At 37.4% G+C, this 238-nt stretch carries 1 protein-coding gene; it reads left to right on the forward strand.

What is annotated here, in order from left to right; all coding sequences use genetic code 11:
* Positions 1 to 238 (forward strand): DUF11 domain-containing protein (locus FLA105534_RS23125; RefSeq protein WP_173968435.1); only part of this gene is annotated, 238 nt, incomplete at both ends.

A 238-nucleotide genomic window follows, 5' to 3' on the forward strand; every position in this document is an offset into this window, starting at 1 on the left:
ATATTGGTTTGAAAAAGGTAGTAGATAATGCTAATCCGTTTATCGGAAAAGAGGTTGTCTTTACGATTACAGCAGAGAATTTTGGAACTAACCAAGCTACGGATATAACGATTAGCGAAGCACTTCCTTCGGGATATGTTTATGTAGCTTCGGAAGCTTCTGCGGGAAAATATAATCCAACTAGTGGAATATGGACAATACCAGTATTGCAATCAAAGGAAAGTCAGACTTTAAAGGT

Origin of the sequence: Flavobacterium collinsii, assembly GCF_902804485.1 — a bacterium.
In the GTDB taxonomy this organism is placed as follows: domain Bacteria; phylum Bacteroidota; class Bacteroidia; order Flavobacteriales; family Flavobacteriaceae; genus Flavobacterium; species Flavobacterium collinsii.